The organism is Rhodococcus sp. T7, from assembly GCF_009872365.1.
In the GTDB taxonomy this organism is placed as follows: Bacteria; Actinomycetota; Actinomycetes; order Mycobacteriales; family Mycobacteriaceae; genus Rhodococcus_F.
Genome location: NZ_WXYH01000111.1, coordinates 185,784 through 198,395 on the forward strand (window position 1 = coordinate 185,784; position 12,612 = coordinate 198,395).

At 67.6% G+C, this 12,612-nt stretch carries 10 protein-coding genes; 4 read left to right on the forward strand and 6 right to left on the reverse strand.

What is annotated here, in order from left to right:
• Nucleotides 1-1,080, reverse strand: a complete 1,080-nt coding sequence (locus tag MLGJGCBP_RS14275; RefSeq protein WP_160096344.1) for an ABC transporter ATP-binding protein — start codon at nt 1,078-1,080, stop codon at nt 1-3.
• A 229-nt stretch (nt 1,081-1,309) separates the two neighbouring features.
• Here MLGJGCBP_RS14275 and MLGJGCBP_RS14280 point away from each other — a divergent pair, with 229 nt between their 5' ends.
• On the forward strand, nt 1,310-2,314 hold the full coding sequence (locus MLGJGCBP_RS14280) for an ROK family glucokinase (RefSeq protein WP_087557230.1): 1,005 nt from the start codon (nt 1,310-1,312) through the stop codon (nt 2,312-2,314).
• The gene (locus MLGJGCBP_RS14285; RefSeq protein ID WP_005253437.1) at nt 2,299-2,634 is read left to right on the forward strand and encodes a WhiB family transcriptional regulator; all 336 of its coding nucleotides are present in this window, start codon (nt 2,299-2,301) and stop codon (nt 2,632-2,634) included. The genes MLGJGCBP_RS14280 and MLGJGCBP_RS14285 overlap by 16 nt, the downstream gene beginning before the upstream one ends.
• 4 nt (nt 2,635-2,638) lie before the next feature.
• Here MLGJGCBP_RS14285 and MLGJGCBP_RS14290 read toward each other — a convergent pair whose 3' ends face one another.
• From MLGJGCBP_RS14290 to MLGJGCBP_RS14300, 3 genes are all read right to left on the reverse strand, one after another.
• Nucleotides 2,639-4,447, reverse strand: coding sequence for a serine/threonine-protein kinase PknD (locus tag MLGJGCBP_RS14290; RefSeq protein ID WP_160096346.1), 1,809 nt, complete (start codon nt 4,445-4,447; stop codon nt 2,639-2,641).
• Between the two features lie 51 nt (nt 4,448-4,498).
• On the reverse strand, nt 4,499-4,747 hold the full coding sequence (locus MLGJGCBP_RS14295) for a hypothetical protein (protein ID WP_087557233.1): 249 nt from the start codon (nt 4,745-4,747) through the stop codon (nt 4,499-4,501).
• A 90-nt stretch (nt 4,748-4,837) separates the two neighbouring features.
• A complete protein-coding gene (locus tag MLGJGCBP_RS14300; protein WP_236581082.1) occupies nt 4,838-7,483 on the reverse strand; it encodes a LuxR C-terminal-related transcriptional regulator in 2,646 nt (881 codons plus the stop codon).
• Between the two features lie 242 nt (nt 7,484-7,725).
• On the opposite strand from MLGJGCBP_RS14300, the gene MLGJGCBP_RS14305 reads away from it, so the two are divergent.
• Nucleotides 7,726-9,015 carry a M23 family metallopeptidase gene (locus tag MLGJGCBP_RS14305; RefSeq protein WP_160096348.1) on the forward strand — a complete coding sequence of 430 codons (1,290 nt, stop codon included), beginning with the start codon at nt 7,726-7,728 and terminating at the stop codon, nt 9,013-9,015.
• A gap of 66 nt (nt 9,016-9,081) precedes the next feature.
• Here MLGJGCBP_RS14305 and MLGJGCBP_RS14310 read toward each other — a convergent pair whose 3' ends face one another.
• Together MLGJGCBP_RS14310 and MLGJGCBP_RS14315 are read right to left on the reverse strand one after the other, a co-directional pair.
• Nucleotides 9,082-10,890: an alkyl/aryl-sulfatase gene (locus MLGJGCBP_RS14310; protein WP_160096350.1), complete on the reverse strand. Its 1,809-nt coding sequence runs from the start codon at nt 10,888-10,890 to the stop codon at nt 9,082-9,084.
• Nucleotides 10,887-12,011: an AI-2E family transporter gene (locus MLGJGCBP_RS14315; protein ID WP_160096352.1), complete on the reverse strand. Its 1,125-nt coding sequence runs from the start codon at nt 12,009-12,011 to the stop codon at nt 10,887-10,889. The genes MLGJGCBP_RS14310 and MLGJGCBP_RS14315 overlap by 4 nt, the downstream gene beginning before the upstream one ends.
• 172 nt (nt 12,012-12,183) lie before the next feature.
• On the opposite strand from MLGJGCBP_RS14315, the gene MLGJGCBP_RS14320 reads away from it, so the two are divergent.
• Entirely contained in the window at nt 12,184-12,612 is a 429-nt protein-coding gene (locus tag MLGJGCBP_RS14320) for a DUF7144 family membrane protein (RefSeq protein ID WP_087557237.1), read from the forward strand.

Below are 12,612 nucleotides of genomic sequence, written 5' to 3' on the forward strand. Positions count from 1 at the left end.
TCAGCGCACCAGGCGCTCGCCCGCAGCGTCGGTGGCGAAGAGGTGCGCGTGCGCCTCGTCGACGCGGACGTGCACGACCTGGCCCTTCTCGGGCGGGTTGCGCCAGTCGACGCGCGCGACCAGGTTCTCGGTACGTCCGTGAACGGTGGTGCGGCCGAACACGAATGCCTCGGAGCCCAGCTCCTCGACGACGTCGATCTCGAGTTTCAGGCCGCCCGAATCGGCGATCTCGACGTGCTCGGGACGGATCCCGAAGATCACCTCGCCGCCCGCCGCCGTGAGCGCGTCGCGGGGGACGGGCACCAGCTGGTCGCCGATCAGCACGCCGCCGTCGGCGACGGGCACGGTGAACAGATTCATCGACGGTGAGCCCATGAACCCGGCGACGAACACGTTCGCGGGCCTGCGGTAGAGCTCGCGGGGGGAGGCGCACTGCTGCAGCACGCCGCCCTTGAGGACGGCGACGCGGTCGCCCATCGTCATGGCCTCGACCTGGTCGTGGGTGACGTAGACGGTGGTGGTGCCGAGGCGGCGCTGCAGCTGGGCGATCTGGGTGCGGGTCTGCACGCGCAGTTTCGCGTCGAGGTTCGACAGCGGCTCGTCCATCAGGAACACCTGCGGTTGCCGGACGATGGCGCGGCCCATGGCGACTCGCTGCCGCTGGCCACCGGAGAGGGCCTTGGGCTTGCGGTCGAGGTAGGCGCCGAGGTCGAGCATGTCGGCGGCCTCCGCGACGCGGGTGCGGATCTCGGACTTGTCGGTGCCTGCGAGTTTGAGGGCGAAGCCCATGTTCTCGGCGACGGTCATGTGCGGGTAGAGCGCGTAGTTCTGGAAGACCATCGCGATGTCGCGGTCCTTGGGTTCGGCGTGCGTGACGTCGCGGCCGCCGATCAGGATCTGGCCGCCGTCGACGTCCTCGAGTCCGGCGAGCATCCGGAGTGAGGTGGATTTTCCGCAGCCGGACGGGCCGACGAGGACGAGGAATTCGCCGTCCTCGATGTGCAGGTCGAGTTGATCGACGGCGGGGACGTCGGACCCGGGAAAGAGCCTGGTCGCGCGGTCGTACGTGATTGTTGCCATGAGAAATGAATCCCTCCACCGGCAGGAACGTGCCGGACGATCCGAGTGTCAGGGGCGTGCCGGCAGACGCCGACGGAGAAGAACTATGGCCTAGATCACATGCCTTGTCCAGTCGAGGATGGACGGTCTTTGTTCTCAAAAAGACTGAAGTGTGTATTGATGAAAATCCAAAGGTCCTCTACTGTCAGCGTGACACCCCTCACTCGCAGATTTGAAGAGGACACGAGATATGGCTCTGACAATTGGCATCGACGTGGGTGGCACGAAGATCGCCGCCGGCGTGGTCGACACCGACGGAGTCATCCACCGGATGGTGCGTCGTGACACCCCGTCCCACGATGCGCGCGGCGTCGAGAACGTCATCGCCGAACTCGTCCGGGAACTGGCCGATACCCATCCGGTCCAGGCCGTCGGCATCGGCGCGGCAGGCTTCGTCGCCGCCGACCTCAGCACCGTGCTCTTCGCCCCGAACCTCGCCTGGCGCAACGAACCGCTCGGTGCGGTGGTCGAAGCGGCGTGCGGACTGCCGACGGTGGTGGAGAACGACGCCAACGCCGCGGCCTGGGGCGAGGCGCGCTTCGGTGCCGGGCGGACGGGACAGACCGTCGTCGTGCTCACCGTGGGAACCGGGATCGGCGGCGGCATCGTCGTCGACGGCGTCCTCCACCGCGGCAAGTTCGGGGTGGCCGCGGAGTTCGGGCACCTCAACGTCGAACCGCACGGCCGCCGGTGCGGTTGCGGCAACCACGGCTGCTGGGAGCGTTACGCCAGCGGGCGGGCACTCGTCCGGGAAGCGCAGGACCTCGCGAACGTGTCGCCCGGTTTCGCCGCCGACCTCCTCGCCCGCGCAGGCGGAAGGGCGGACGCCATCACCGGCCTGCACGTCACCGCCGCCGCGCAGGACGGTGACCCCGCGGCGCTCGAATGTTTCCGGGTGATCGGTTCCTGGCTGGGGCACGGCATGGCGGACATCGCCGCGTTCTTCGACCCCGACCTGTTCATCATCGGCGGGGGAGTGTGCGAGGCCGGTGAACTGCTGCGCGGTCCCGCCGCCGCCGCTTTCGAGAACCGCCTCACCGGACGCGCACATCGACCGGTCGCCGAGGTGCGACTGGCGGAACTCGGCGCGAACGTCGGCATCGTCGGCGCCGCCGATCTGGCCCGGGAACGAGTTCTCGGGCTCGCACACAACGGCTCACGAGTATCTGGAGGAGTGCAATGTCCAATCGGTTGAGTCTTCCCATTCCGGTCGCCGAGGTGTGGGACTGGCAGAGGGACGCCGCGTGCCGCGGCTACGAGTCGTCCACCTTCTTCCACCCCGACCGCGAACGTGGCCGGGCCCGCGAGATGCGGGACTTCCGCGCCAAGATGATCTGCCGCGGCTGCCCCGTGCTGGTGCAGTGCCGGGAGCACGCGCTCAGTGTCGGTGAACCGTACGGCATCTGGGGCGGGCTCTCCGCGAACGAACGCGAAGAGTTGCTGGCCAATCACCACGGCCGGGTGGACGAGGCCGTCGCCGAATCGTTCGGGTTCGACCTGGCACGCCAGGCCTGAGCGGTCAGCTGCCCGCGGGCAGCATGACCACCCGGCTGTTGTCGGTGTCCGCGACGTACACGTCGCCCCGGCTCGACACGGCGATGCCCTCCGGCTGGTCCAGGCCGGTGAACGGGAGGACCTCCTGCTCGTCCGAACCGGGGGGTAGCCGCAGAATCCGGTTGTGGTTCTGGTCGATCGCGTACACGGTTCCCTCGTCGTCGACCGCGACACCACCGACGCTCTGGAGGTCGGTGAACGGCAGGAAACTCTGCGCGCGGGTGGCGGCGTTCCACGCGAGCACCTTGTTGGGTGTGCCGACGTAGAGGTCGCCCTGCTCACCGACGGCGACGGCGAACGGGCCGATCACCGACAGCGGTACCGCGACGGGGGCGGCGGTGACGTCGCGCACGGCCAGCACCCGGTTGTTCAGCGTGTCCGCGACGTACAGCGTCCCGTCCGGTCCGAGCGCGATTCCGAACGGCTGGTTCAGCCCACCGATCGGCATCGGTACCTGGGTGCTGCCGTGCAGCATCGTCACGGTGTTGGTCACGAGGTCGGAGACGTACACGTCGCCGGACGTGCTGACCGCAACTCCCTGCGGAACCTCGAGTCCGGTGAACGGAAGAACCGTCTGCTCGTAGGTCCCGGCCCGCACCTCCAGTACCTGCTTGGCCGCGCTGTCCGCGATGTACAGGTTCCCGCTGCCCGACACCGCGATCCCGGCCGGACCTTGCAAGCCGGTCAGCGGGAGCACGACCTGACTGTCGGGCGACTCCTCGCCCGGCCAGACGACGTAGGCGACAGCGGCGGCGACGACGACAACCGCCAGAAGAGCGGCGAGCAACCAGCGCTTCCGCCGCCACCGCCCCGCGACCGTGGTCGGTGCCGTCGGCTCCGCACCCGGCTCGGCGTCGGGCCGGGTCACGGCGGGACGGCTCGTCCGGGTGGTCGCAGCGGAGTCGGCGCGTGCGGCAGGACGGGTGACGCTGCCCGGCCCGTCCCACGTGATCGCGTGGACGGCGTCGCTGAACTCACGGCACGTCGAGTAGCGCTCCTCGCGGTCCTTGGCCATGGCGCGCGCGACGACCGCGTCGACCCCGGCCGGAAGCCCGGGTCTTACGACGCTCGGCTTGGGAATCGGCCCGTTCAGATGGCCGTGCATCACCGAGGACGCGGTGGTCCCGGGATACGGCGGTTCGTTGGTGAGCAGATGGAAGAAGGTGCAGCCCAACGCGTAGATGTCGACGCGGTGGTCGAGTTTCCGGCCCTCGATCTGCTCGGGCGCCGCGTAGTGCAGCGTCGCCACCAGCATCCCGGTGCGGGTCAGCTGATGCGTTTCGTCGAGGGCCTTGGCGGTGCCGAAATCGGTGAGCAGCACACGTTCGGGGTCGCCCGGCGCGAGCAGGATGTTCGCCGGCTTCACGTCGCGATGCAGAATCCCGGCCTCGTGCGCGTGATCGAGCGCCCTCCCGGTCTCGCTGACGATGTGCACGGCGCGCTCGACGTCCAGTGCCCCGGAATTGAGCGCTCTCCTGGCGTCGACGCCAGGAACGTACTGCATCGCGATCCACAACCTGCCACCCTCGCGGCCGCGGTCGTGGACGGTGACGATGTTGGGATGGTCGAGGTGGGCGGCGTGGTCCGCTTCCGACTCGAAACGCGACCGGACGTAGTCGTCGCTCGTCCACGACGTGTCGAGCAGTTTGAGAGCGACCTTGCGCGGCAGGTTGGGATGCTGGGCGAGGTAGACGGTGCCCATCCCGCCTCGTCCCAGAACCCGTTCGATCACGTAGCCGGCAAACACCGTGCCCGGTTCGAACTCGCCGCTCACTCGGCTTCACCGCCTCCCGGGAACCCTTCACCATTGAACCCCGCGGCCCGGTCAGTCCGGTAGCCTGCGCATCTCGATGACGGTCAGCCCCAGCGCGTCGAAGCGGGCCAGCATGCCGCGGAGATCCGACGGGCCGTCGACCGGGCCGTAGAGCGTCGTGTCACCGGTCGTGACGTCCGAGACGTCCAACTCGGGGAAGGCCGCCAGCACCCGATCGGAGAGAGCGCCGCTGATCAGGAAGGCGTACCTGACCTTGCCCGGCCAGTTCGATTCAGGACGCACCACGGTGGGCTCCTTCATTCGCATCGTCGTTCCAGAACTCGGTCAGCCGTAGATTTCAGGGTGACCGACGGAACGGCGACGCGCCTCACCCGCAAGTGGTGAACCGTCTCAGAGCAGACCGTTGTGTTGCGCGGCGGCGATCGCGTCGCGGCGGGACGTGACGCCGAGTTTGCGGTAGATCCCGCGCAGATGAGTCTTCACCGTGTTCACCGACACGCACAGGTCGGCCGCGATCTGCTCGGCGGTGCGCCACGACGGAAGCTCCACGAGCAGTTCCAGTTCACGGGGAGTGAGCATGTCGGACGCCGCGCTCTCCGACCGGGGGAACGACGCGCGGAGCCGTTCCGTGAACGGTTCGAGCACCCCGAACCGGCCGGTGCTCCGCACGAGAAGATCCCGGATCTGTGGTCCGCAGTCGTGGAACGGACGCAGCACCGACTGCGGCTCCGCGAGCCGCAGCGCCTCGGTGAGTGCGCTGTGGGCGCGCGAATCATGTTTGCGGGCAAGCGCGATCGACGCGTCCACGAGCCACGCCGCGATCAGGTTGGTGCCCGCCGCGCATTCCAATTCACCGTCCAGGACCGGCTGGATCGTCCGGCGGGCCAGGTCGAGGCGGTGCAGATGCAGGTGGATGATCGCCTCGACGAGGGGTGTGTCGCCGGTGGGCCCGAGGAAGGCCTGCGCCTCGGTGGCCAACTCGTGCGCCCACCCGATCTCACCGGCGGACAGATACGCGTACTGGATGGCGGGCAGCAGCACCGCCCGGATTCCCGGCGGCATCGGCAGCGCGGACGACACCGGGCTGTCCGCATGCACCATCGTCACCGAACCGTGCCGGTGCTCGGACTCGTCGAGACCGAACAGGGCCGCGGCGCCGTCGGCGAAACCGGCGGTGCCGGTGCTCGCGCGACGCAACGCCTCGGCGGACTCGGCGGCGACGCGGGCGGCGTCGGGGTCCATCCGCATGTAGCGGCAATAGGAGTCGACGAGCTTCGTCAACTGGAATGTCGGATCGCTCGTCGCCGACTGCGCCCGGCCGATCGTCAGGGCCTCGTCCACCAGTGTGGACGCCACCGCCACGTCCCCCCGCGCCATCGCGACGGCGGCGAGACTTCCCAGGCAGTACATGACGCTCAGCGGTGCGTCGCCGAGTCGCGCGTGCGCGAGCGACCTCCCCAGCACGGCCTCCGCGTCTTCGTCCCGTCCGAGGAAGAGCAGCGCGCGCCCCTCCTGGAGCAGGACGAACGCGTCGAGATCGGGGTCGCCGCTCGAACCGCCGCCCACCCTCTGCAGCCGGTTCAGCGCGGTCTCGATGTCGCCGGTGCCGATCGCGGTCTGCACCCGCAGCGATTCACGGAGCAGCAGGTGTACCCGGGATTCGGCGGCGCCGTCCACCAGCAGACCCGACTTCCTGCGGTCGAGGAGTTCGAGGGTGGACGTCGCCACGGGGATGTTTCCCGAGGCGAGCGCGGCGGCAGCGCGGAGCAGCCGCGCCGACGGATGGTCCTGCGACGCGCGGGGCGCCCGCGCGAGAATCCGGTCGACGGCCTCGCCGTGGCCCCCGATGATCAGGGGCAGCGACGTCCTGGCCAGCAGCGCCACGATCTCGTCGTGATCACCGGAGTTCACCGCGTGCTCGAGCGCGAGCAGCGCATCGCCGAATTCGTCGTGCCAGTGGGCCGCCGTCAATTCGAGATGCTCGACTTCGACGTGGCCGATGCGACTGATCTCCGCGCGCAGATAACTCCGCAGCAGCGGGTGGTAACGGTAATGCGTGGGGTTCTCGGTGATCCGGCTGATCAGAAAATTGTGGTGCTCGAGCCAATCGATGTTTCCGTGCGCATCCGTGCAGCCCGTGAGTTTCTCGGCGAGTTCGACCGTGAACGACGCGGGAACGGACGTGCGCAGAAGGAACTCGCGCATCTCGTCGGTCTGGCCGGCGAGGACCTCCTCGATGAGATAGTCGGCGACGGCCCGGCGGTCGCCCGAGAACTCGGCGATCAACCGGCTCGGATCCGGATGCCCTTCCAAAGACATTCCCGCCAGCCGGATTCCGGCGGCCCAGCCCTCCGTGCGAACCATGAGGGCGTCGAGATCGTACGCCGGCAGCACCACGCCGTGCTCGTCGAGCATCTCGGCCGACTCGTCGGACGTGAACGCGAGATCCGCTGCCGTGAGCGTGAACAGTTTGCCGTCCAGGCGAAGCCGCTGCAGCGCGAGCGGCGGCTCGAACCGCCCGACGATGACCGTCCGCAGCAGGGGCGGTTGCCAGCGCATGAACGACTCGAGGTCGGTGAGGACGTCGGTGTCGCGGAGCAGGTGGGCGTCATCGATGATCATCCAGATGTTCTCGCCGAGTTCGTGCAACGCGGCCGACAAGGTGGCACCGAGGTCGGGTGACTCGGAATCGAGCCCGGCGCACGCCGTCTGCAGACGAGGATTTCCGGCGTCGGTGAGCGCGCGGAGGATCACCCGGTGGACGACGTCGAGGTCGTTGTGCCGCTCCTCGATGGTGAGCCAGGCAATGGTCGGGGCGTCGTCGGCGGCCAGCAATTCCCGCGCCCAGTCGGCAACGGCCCGCGTCTTGCCGGACCCGGCAGGCGCGCAGACAAGCGCGACCGGATAGGGGCGGGTGTCGTCGGTGAGCGCGTCGGTGAGCATGGTGTGCAGGCGGGTACGGGTGACCGTTCGACCCCCTGCACTCGACGGTATTCGAGTACTCAGACGAAACTCCCCGAGCGGTGCTGCCGTCACGCCGACCCCCAATTCTCGCTGCACCGAGAAACGATCTTCGACAAACGCCAATCCCCGACGCAGTGAGCCGGTGCGATGATTTTAGCGAGTACCAGTTGTTTTGTGTGGGTGAACGTGGTTACCGCAAACCGGCAGCAACTTGAAATTCACACTCGACGGGTGAATCCGCGGCGGGCGGGCCGGCGGACGATGGCCACGTCGAAGGGCACAGGGCCGCGGCGAAGTGCCTGAACGGAGTGACCATGAAGTTGGCAGTTGCCGGGCTGATGATGTCGATCGCACTCGTCGCGGCGGGGTGCGCGAGCGGCGGCGACGCGCCGGATACCAGCGCGTCGCCGACGACGGCGGGCGGGACCGGGGCGGTCACCGTCCCCGACGCGTACACGGGACTGATCCTCACCCCGATCGGTGATCCGACCTTCCCGTTCCCGGGCACCGACGGGAAGTACCACGTCGCCTACGACCTCCAGCTGACGAACGCGACACCCGTCCCGGCGACCCTCGACAAACTGGACGTCGTCGACGGAACCGACCCGTCGAAGGTGATCGCGTCGTTCTCCGGTACGGCGCTCGTCGAACCGAATTGTCCGTACGGCGACTGCAACCGGCTGCGAATGCTGACCGCGCCGGCAGCGACGTCCACGGCGATCCCGCCGCAGGAGACTCGTATCCTGTTCGTCGACTACACGTTCGACTCGCTCGACCAGGCCCCGAAAGCGGTGCTCCATCACCTGTACGGCAGCGCCGCGGCCGCGCCGTCGTCACGGGAACCGTCCCCCGTCGACTATCTGATCACCGCGCTCGACATCGACGCCGGGACCCCACGCGTCATCTCGCCACCGCTGAAGGGCGACAACTGGATTGCCCTCAACGGCTGCTGCCTGCCGGGCTTCCCGCACCGTACGTCGCCGCTCCCGGTCGACGGCAAGATCAACAACAGTCAACGATTCGCGATCGACTGGAAACGCACCAACGACCAGGGCGAGTTCTACACCGGCGACCGGACGAAGAACGAGAGCTACGTCGACTACGGTTCCGACGTGTACGCCGTCGCCGACGGAACGGTCGTGGCCACACTCGACAACGTGCCCGCCAACGCCCCGGGCACACTGCCCGCCGAGGTGCCGGAACTCGCCGCGAAACTCACCGTCGAGAACGTCGACGGAAACCACGTCGTCCTCGACCTCGGGGGCGGCGTCTACGCGATGTACGCGCACTTCATCGAGGGTTCGCTGCTCGTCAAGCCCGGCGACAAGGTCTCGAAGGGCGACACCCTCGCGAAACTCGGGAACACCGGCAACGCCAACGCGTCGCACCTGCACTTCCAGTTGATGAACGGCCCGAGCCTGCTCTACGCCGACTCCCTGCCGTACGTCTTCGACAGCTTCGAATACGAGGGGCAGGTCGCGCCGCAGCAGATCCTCGACGCCGACGACTACCTTTCGGGGCAGTTCCTGCAGGGAAAACTGCCCACCGGTGAACCGCGGACGGATCAGCTTCCGAGCAACCTCGCGATCGTCGACTTCGGGTAGGCCCTCCGGGCTCGTGCGCCTTTCTGGTAGCTGGAACAACCAAAAAGGCGCACGGGCGCGAAGCGCCTACGGCGTGACGATGGGGAACACGTTGTCGGGCGGGTCGAGCAATTCGGTGAGCGCGAGGAGTTTCGACGGGTCACCCGTCACCTCGATGCCCTCCATGCCCCGGCCGGCGAACAGGGCGAGCAACTGCATCTTCGTCAGGGTCAGAGTGACGTCCGGTTGCGCCGCGGTCCTCGGCGCGACCGTCTGGATGAGCGCGCCGTTGGACAGCGTCGTCCGGTAGTGCGCTTCGGGTTCGGTGAAGTGCCACTCCGCGACGAGGGTGGCGTCCCAGGCTCGCGGGCCGTTGATGCGGAGGGCGACGGAGTCGAAGATCTGGTCGATGGTCAGGGCGCTCAGCATGTCCGCGCCGAGGTCGCTGAGCGGCGGGGTGGTGATGCCGCCGCGCAGTTCGAGTGCCCCGGTGAGGTAGAAGTTGCGCCACGTGGCGTTCTCCGCGCCGAACCCGAGTTGCTCGTACGTGCGGGCCAGCAGTTCCTTGGCCGCATCGTCGGAGGGGTCGGCGAACACGGCGTGCTTGAGCAGTTCGGCGGCGAACCGCAGATCTCCGCGCTCGAGGTACTGCGTCGCCTTCGACCGGACCTCGTCCTGGCCGCCCATGCACTCGACGTAGCGGGTGGCCACGCTTTCGGGCGGATGCTGCCACAGCGACGTCGGGTTGCCGTCGAACCAGCCCATGTACCGCTGGTAGATCGCCTTCACGTTGTGGCTGACCGACCCGTAGTAACCGCGTGCGTGCCAGGCGGATTCGAGGGCGGGTGGCAGCGGGAAGTTTTCGGCGATCTCGATCCCGGTCAGTCCCGCGTTGAGCATCCGCAGGGTCTGGTCGTGCAGGTACTGGTACAGGTCGCGCTGCTCCGACAGGAATTTCACCACCCGGTCCCGACCCCACGTCGGCCAGTGGTGGGAGGCGAACGCGACGTCGTAACCGCCGTCGAACATCTCGATCGCCTGGTCGAGGTACCGCGACCAGGCGCGGGGATCGCGGACCAGTGCGCCGCGCAACGTGAGGAGATTGTGCAGGTTGTGGGTGGCGTTCTCGGCCATGCACAGCGCGCGGTGGTCCGGGAACAGGAAGTTCATCTCGGCGGGCGCCTCCGTTCCCGGCGTCACCTGGAAGAGGATCCGGATGCCGTCGACGGTCTCCTCCTGGCCGGTGTGGGTGATGTCGACGGTCGGCGGAATCAGCCCCGGCCTTCCGGTCGACGTGTTCGTTCCGAGCCCCGCACCGAGGTGCCCGCGCGGACCCTTCGGCAGCAGCGGTCCGTACATGTAGGTGGCGCGCCTGCCCATTGCCGTTCCGGCGTAGATGTTCTCGGAGACCGCGTGCTCGAGGAACCCTTCGGGCGCGAAGATCGGGACGTCGCCGCGACCGTCCGGGAGTACGCCGACGACGCCGCCGAAGTGATCGATGTGGGAGTGCGTGTAGAGGACCCCGGTGACGGGCCGGTCGCCCCGGTTCTTCCGGTACAGCGCGAGCGCCGCGGCCGCGGTCTCCTGCGAGATGAGCGGGTCGATCACCAGGACGCCTGTCTCGCCTTCGACGATCGTCATGTTGGACAGGTCGATTCCGCGTAGCTGGTAGATGCCCTCGGTGACCTCGTACAACCCGTCCTTCGCGCACAGTTGCGACTGCCGCCACAGACTCGGGTTGGCGGTGTCCGGGCAGTCGCCGGACAGGAACGCGTACTCCTGCATGTCCCACACCGTGCGACCGTCCGCGTCTGTGACGGTGCAGGGGTCGAGGCGGTCGACGAAACCGCGGTCGGCGTCCTCGAAATCGGTGGTGTCGGAGAAGTCGGGTGTCATGGTTCTTCCTTCTCGTGTCGCGGTGTGGTGGGGGCGGTGATCGGTGCCGGGGGTGTGGGGGAGTCGCTGAGAATCGTGTTCACCCACCTCGTGGACGGGTCGATGTCGATCAGCAGTGCCTTCGCCATCAGGGTCAGCGGGATGGCGAGGATCGCGCCGAGGGGTCCGAGGATCCACGTCCAGAACACCAGCGACAGGAACGTGAACGTCACGGACAGGCCGACCGCGTCCCCGACGAACTTCGGCTGGATCACGGACTGGATGATGACGTTGATGACGCTGTACACGACGATGACGGTCAGCATCAGTCCCGGACCGCCCTGGAGCAGCGCCAGCAGGGCCGGCGGGACGAGTCCGAGAATGAAGCCGACGTTCGGGATGTAGTTGGTGATGAACGACAGCAGACCCCACAGGATCGGCAACGGAATCCCCAACGCCCACAGTGCCCCGGTGTCGATGACGGCGACGATCAATCCGAAGACCGTGGTGACGATCAGGTACTTGCGGGTGCCGAGGGAGAAGGCGGAGAGGGCGGTGGCGATGTCGGGGCGCATCCGCGTGACGATGCTCATCCGCGAACCGTAGGAGCTTCCGTCTACGGCCATGAACAGCAGGAGGGCGGCGAGGAACAGCAGGTTCGAGAAGATTCCCAGCATCGCCTGCAGGATGCCGTCCACGAAACCGAACACCTTGGTGTAATCCACCTGGGAGAGCAAAGTCTGGGCGCTGGTGGAGTTCACGCCGTGGCTGTTCAGGAAGCTCTGGGCGCTGTCGATGAGGGACGTGAAGTCGTCCGCGTACTGCGGGAGCAGCGTGGCGAGCTGCGCGACCGACAGCGCCAGCGACAGCACGAGTACGACGAGGATGCCGTTGACGACCACGATCGCGACGATCGTCGCGAGCCACGGCGGGACGCCCTTCCTGTGAAGCCATACGGGGAGCGGGTGGACCGCGACGGTGAGCATGAGGGCGAGGAAGATCGGGGCGAGGATCGATGCCGCCACCTCGATCCCGGCCACGGTGATGACGAGCGCGGCGAGTCCGAGGATCACGATCAGGCCCCGCGGCATCGACCACCGAGAGTCCGGCTCCGCGCCGGATGCGTCCTGCGGATCGATCATCGCGTGTCCCTTCGCAACGGCCGGCCTTTCGGGATGCCCCGATTCGACTCTTGCACCGCGACGTCGGCGTCACATCATCCGTTGCAGATGAGGATCACCCGGCGCGGATGATGCCCCCCACCGCCCGGGGCCGGACGATTCGACTGTTCGCAAACACACTTTCGAGAAGGGCATGGACATGACGACTACCCCGGAGTCCAGGACGGACAGCCCTGTGAAACAGGGTTTTGCAGCAGGAACTTCACTGGCAGCGGCGATATTGCTGCTGACCGTCGGCGTGATCTCGTTCTTCCAGGGCATCGCCGCAGTCGCGTCCGACGACCTGCTGGTCATCGGCGTGCAGTACACCTACCAGTTCGACACCACCACGTGGGGCTGGATCCACATCGTGCTGGGCGTCGTCCTGGCCATCAGTGCGATCGGACTGATGACGGGCGCCACGTGGGCACGCGTCGTCGCGGTCTGCATCGCCGCGCTGTCGATCCTCGCCAATTTCCTGTGGCTGCCCTACTACCCGCTGTGGTCCATTCTGATCATCGCACTCGACGTCGTCGTGATCTGGGCGGTCACCACCTGGGACACCGACAGGGTAGCCGGATGA

Bases quoted from the DNA above. Each gene is read 5' to 3' on its own strand.
- MLGJGCBP_RS14305 (WP_160096348.1), top strand. From the start codon at position 7,726: ATGAAGTTGGCAGTTGCCGGGCTGATGATGTCGATCGCACTCGTCGCG.
- MLGJGCBP_RS14285 (WP_005253437.1), top strand. From the start codon at position 2,299: ATGTCCAATCGGTTGAGTCTTCCCATTCCGGTCGCCGAGGTGTGGGAC.
- MLGJGCBP_RS14310 (WP_160096350.1), bottom strand. From the start codon at position 10,890: ATGACACCCGACTTCTCCGACACCACCGATTTCGAGGACGCCGACCGC.
- MLGJGCBP_RS14315 (WP_160096352.1), bottom strand. From the start codon at position 12,011: ATGATCGATCCGCAGGACGCATCCGGCGCGGAGCCGGACTCTCGGTGG.
- MLGJGCBP_RS14295 (WP_087557233.1), bottom strand. From the start codon at position 4,747: ATGAAGGAGCCCACCGTGGTGCGTCCTGAATCGAACTGGCCGGGCAAG.
- MLGJGCBP_RS14280 (WP_087557230.1), top strand. From the start codon at position 1,310: ATGGCTCTGACAATTGGCATCGACGTGGGTGGCACGAAGATCGCCGCC.
- MLGJGCBP_RS14275 (WP_160096344.1), bottom strand. From the start codon at position 1,080: ATGGCAACAATCACGTACGACCGCGCGACCAGGCTCTTTCCCGGGTCC.
- MLGJGCBP_RS14320 (WP_087557237.1), top strand. From the start codon at position 12,184: ATGGACATGACGACTACCCCGGAGTCCAGGACGGACAGCCCTGTGAAA.